This is a genomic window from Lysinibacillus sp. (assembly GCF_032093475.1).
GTDB lineage: Bacteria > Bacillota > Bacilli > Bacillales_A > Planococcaceae > Lysinibacillus > Lysinibacillus irui.
The window spans coordinates 1-4029 of sequence record NZ_DAMDAY010000200.1 but is presented as its reverse complement, the minus strand read 5'-3'; the positions used below and the strand labels follow the sequence as shown (position 1 = coordinate 4029).

General features: G+C 38.9%; 6 protein-coding genes. 4 read left to right on the top strand and 2 right to left on the bottom strand.

Features of this window, described 5'->3' with window-relative positions:
* Nucleotides 1-416: DMT family transporter (locus RT445_RS23190; protein WP_313471695.1), on the bottom strand; the 416-nt coding region annotated here is incomplete at its 3' end.
* 204 nt (nucleotides 417-620) lie between these two features.
* Between RT445_RS23190 and RT445_RS23185 the strand changes: the two genes are divergently transcribed.
* Nucleotides 621-1091, top strand: coding sequence for an Lrp/AsnC family transcriptional regulator (locus RT445_RS23185; protein ID WP_312506872.1), 471 nt, complete (start codon nucleotides 621-623; stop codon nucleotides 1089-1091).
* A 42-nt stretch (nucleotides 1092-1133) separates the two neighbouring features.
* On the opposite strand, the gene RT445_RS23180 is transcribed toward RT445_RS23185, so the two are convergent.
* Nucleotides 1134-1691, bottom strand: a complete 558-nt coding sequence (locus tag RT445_RS23180; protein ID WP_312506873.1) for a recombinase family protein — start codon at nucleotides 1689-1691, stop codon at nucleotides 1134-1136.
* Nucleotides 1692-1809: 118 nt separating this feature from the next.
* Between RT445_RS23180 and RT445_RS23175 the strand changes: the two genes are divergently transcribed.
* The 3 genes from RT445_RS23175 to RT445_RS23165 form a co-directional block, all read left to right on the top strand.
* Nucleotides 1810-3237, top strand: a complete 1428-nt coding sequence (locus tag RT445_RS23175) for a SulP family inorganic anion transporter (protein ID WP_312506874.1) — start codon at nucleotides 1810-1812, stop codon at nucleotides 3235-3237.
* Between the two features lie 9 nt (nucleotides 3238-3246).
* Nucleotides 3247-3666: a universal stress protein gene (locus RT445_RS23170; protein ID WP_274797116.1), complete on the top strand. Its 420-nt coding sequence runs from the start codon at nucleotides 3247-3249 to the stop codon at nucleotides 3664-3666.
* A 160-nt stretch (nucleotides 3667-3826) separates the two neighbouring features.
* On the top strand, nucleotides 3827-4029 hold a 203-nt coding region (locus tag RT445_RS23165; RefSeq protein ID WP_313471692.1), incomplete at its 3' end, for a hypothetical protein.

Genomic DNA, 4029 nt, shown 5'->3' with positions numbered 1-4029 from the left:
AGCTGCCATTCTCCTTTCGAAAGAACAAGAACCACACCGAATAAAGAGATTGTCATTGCCACAAGCTGCATGCTATTTATTTTTTCTTTTAGCAAAACAAACGAAAAGAGGGCAATTGAAATTGTATTCATCGTTGAAATTAGACCTGCATTAGTGGATGTTGTCCGTTCTAACGCTAAAAATTGAAAAATATTAAATAAGGCCACACCTGTTATGCCCATTAAGAATAAGGGCACAAGAGCTTGTTTTGCAGGCACTAATTTCTTTTCTTTCCACCAGACGAATGGTACAAGGACGACGACTGCTATTAACCATCTTGCTGTGGTTAATGTCATAGGAGAAGCGTGTGCGACAAGCGTTTTAGCCACGACAAAATTTCCTCCCCAAAGTAGACTCGTGATGAGCATTAAGCCCATATAAAACTTAATCAAGGCATGTAACACTCCTTTCAATAATATGTATACTAAGAATCATAGCATTATTGGATATTTAGCTGTATAATATTTTGTTGAATTGAGTAAATTCAAAATAATTAAAAGTTATTGTAGTTTTTACAAAAAAATCTTCTGTATTTAAGCGTTATATGTCAGTTGTAAGAAATTATCGAAAGGGGGAAAATTGTGGAGGAGATTAAAAATAAGGCGCTAGATAGCGTGGACCTTCAATTATTAGATATTTTGCAGAGAGAGGTTCAACTCAGTAATGCAGAATTGGCTAGACGAGTCAATCTATCCCCGCCAGCAACACATACGAGGGTCAAACGTTTAGAAAATGAAGGATATATCGATCAGCAAGTCGCGATTTTAAATCAGGAGAAATTAGGTTTTGATTTACTTTGCTATGTTTTTATGAGTACAAATATTCATCAAGCAAAGGAACTAGAGGAATTGGAGAACAGCTTGAAAACAATGACCGAAATATTAGAATGTCATTGTTTAACAGGTGCCTATGATTATCTGTTGAAGGTTGTTATACGAGATCGCAAGGAATTGGATTTATTTATTCGAAAATTAAATAAGCTCGGGATTTCTAGAATTCAAACGAACTTATCCTTACGTGAAATTAAATCTTCTACGATATTACCAATATAAAAAAACAGCAAGTTTGAGCAGCGAACGCTCACTTGCTGTTTTTTAGTTATCATGATGACCTTTATTCACTTCATCTATATAACGGTATAAGGTAGATTTACTTATACCTGTTTCATTTTTAATGTCCATAAGTGAATAATTTTTACTTTGATACATCGCAAATGCTTTTCGTAAATTATCATCTGATTTTTTGGGTCGTCCAATCGTTTTTCCCGCTTTTTTTGCTTCAACCAGACCAAATGTTGTGGCATGGCTCTTCAGCTGAGTTTGTAGATTAGTAAAGAGGGTGACGGACTCTAATAAATCTAGCTGGAGCAATGATGTATTGGAAATCTGCTCATCTAGGAACGTAATCTTGACACGATCTTTTGCTAGGACGTGAAGGACATCTAATAATTGATGAAAGGAGTCTGCTAGCACCACTAGGTTTTCAACAACAATTTCATCGCCTGGTTGGATTGTCATTAATAAATCCTCTAGGACATGCCTTTTTTTCGCAAAGGGATGTGCTTCTACAAATAATTGATCTACTTGTCTATCTACTAGCTGTTGTTCTCCTGATTCATCACCAATTATTGGCCGCTTATAGCCGTAAATCATCATTAATCCTCCCAAAATCATTCCTTTTCGGGAATGAGTATGTTATGCTACTTCTTGTTCGTCCCAAATAGGTATCTTTTGGTACGATTTATTCTACTATAACTAAGGGAGTTTATTTATGCAAACGTTAAAAGAACAATGGTTTGGCAATGTCCGTGCTGATCTATTATCAGGTATAGTTGTTGCCCTTGCACTTATTCCCGAAGCCATCGCATTTTCTATTATTGCTGGCGTTGACCCGATGGTAGGTTTGTATGCTTCATTTTGTATCGCGACCATCATCGCCTTTGTAGGGGGAAGACCGGCCATGATTTCCGCTGCTACAGGTGCGATGGCATTGGTGATGACGAGCCTTGTAAAAGATCATGGTCTTCAATATTTATTAGCAGCAACGATTTTAACAGGTATTTTCCAATTGTTATTTGGGGTACTAGGTATTGCTAAGCTAATGCGTTTTATACCTAATGCCGTTATGATTGGCTTTGTCAATGCGCTGGCTATCTTAATTTTTATGGCACAAGTCCCTCACTTTTTAAAAGAAGGGCTTTGGACATATGTATTTATTGGCATAACATTGTTGATCGTGTATATTGTACCTAGATTTTTCAAAGCAATCCCAGCACCATTAATTGCTATTGTTGTCTTAACAATTGTGGCCTTCTCAACAGGTGTGGAATTAAAAACGATTGGAGACTTAGGTTCCATTGAGCGTGCATTACCGTCATTCTTCATTCCAAACGTGCCATTTACAATGGAAACGCTAATAATTATTTTGCCTTATTCATTAGCTCTCTCTATCGTTGGATTACTAGAATCCCTGTTAACCTCGCAAATTGTCGATGATATGACAAGTACGAAAAGTGATAAAAACCGAGAAGCACGTGGGCAAGGTATTGCCAATATTGTCAATGGCTTTTTTGGTGGCATGGCCGGCTGTGCGATGATCGGTCAATCAGTCATTAATGTTAAATCTGGAGGGCGAGGACGTCTATCAACACTAGTGGCAGGGGTCTTTTTAATGTTCCTCATCATTGTCCTTGGCGATTTAGTGGTAGATATTCCAATGCCGGTTTTGGTTGGTATCATGATTATGGTAAGTATTGGTACATTTGACTGGGATTCATTCCGTTATATTGTGACAGCTCCTCGGGCAGATGCATTTGTCATGATTGCTACGGTGCTCATTGTTGTATATACCGATAACTTAGCTATTGGTGTTGTCATCGGTGTTATTTTAAGCGCCCTCTTCTTTGTAGCGAAGGTATCGAAGGTTTCCATCCAGCAAGCAGGTACGACCTTTATCATCGAAGGGCCCTTATTTTTTGCCTCAACGAAAAGCTTTATGCAGGCATTTGAACATATTAAAGCTTCCAGTATTACTATTGATTTATCAAGTAGTCATCTATGGGATGAATCGGCCGTTGGAGCACTCATGAAAGTCAAAGCCCGTCTAGAAGCACAACAAATTGATGTAAACCTAGTAGGCTTAAATCCTGCAAGCCAAGCGTTATATTATCAATTAAATGGCATCACAACCAACCATTAGGAGGTAAGCGTGTATCAGCGTATTTTATTAACAGTAGATGGCTCTGATAATGCGTTTCGAGCAGCACAGGAAGCTATAAAATTAGCCAAGCTGTCCGAAACCTCCACAATCGATATTGTGTATGTGGTGAATGTAGATAAAATAAAGAATGAACTGCTAATCGCTGGCACTATCGACAACGTGGAGCTAGCCCGTCAGCGCAAAATCGCCCCAGTTGAACAGGCATTACAAGAAGCAAACATTTCTTATCAAACAACATTTTTAAAAGGAGACTCTGGTCCCGAAATTGTACGCTATGCCAATGAACAACAAGTAGATCTTGTGGTCATCGGTAGCAGAGGATTAAATAGCTTACAGGAAATGGTCCTTGGCAGTGTTAGCCATAAAGTCATGAAACGTGTACAATGTCCAGCCTTAATCGTAAAATAAAACCAGTTGTCCCAACACCTTGTCAGAAACGATAACACGGTTGGGACAGCTTTTTTATGCAAGGTTTTTTTGAACTGCTCAACAAAACGTCGGACCCTTTTCCGCGATGAGGAGGAAGAGTCCAGGAAAAGTGATGGATCTCCTTTAAGTGATGAGATAAGTGTTCAAAAAAGTGAAGGATCCGCTCCAAACAATAAGGGAAGCGCTCAAAAAAGAGAAGCCTCCGCTCCAAATGATGGGAAAAGCGCTCGATAAAGTAAGGGACCCGCTCCAAATGATGGGGAGAGCGCTCAGAAAAGAGAAGACCCCGCTCCAAATGATGAGAAAAGCGCTCAAAAAAGTAAGGGACCCGCTCCAAATGAT

Excerpts from the sequence above, each read along its gene's own strand:
- RT445_RS23180 (WP_312506873.1), bottom strand. The coding sequence starts at position 1,691 with ATGATTTACGGCTATAAGCGGCCAATAATTGGTGATGAATCAGGAGAA.
- RT445_RS23175 (WP_312506874.1), top strand. The coding sequence starts at position 1,810 with ATGCAAACGTTAAAAGAACAATGGTTTGGCAATGTCCGTGCTGATCTA.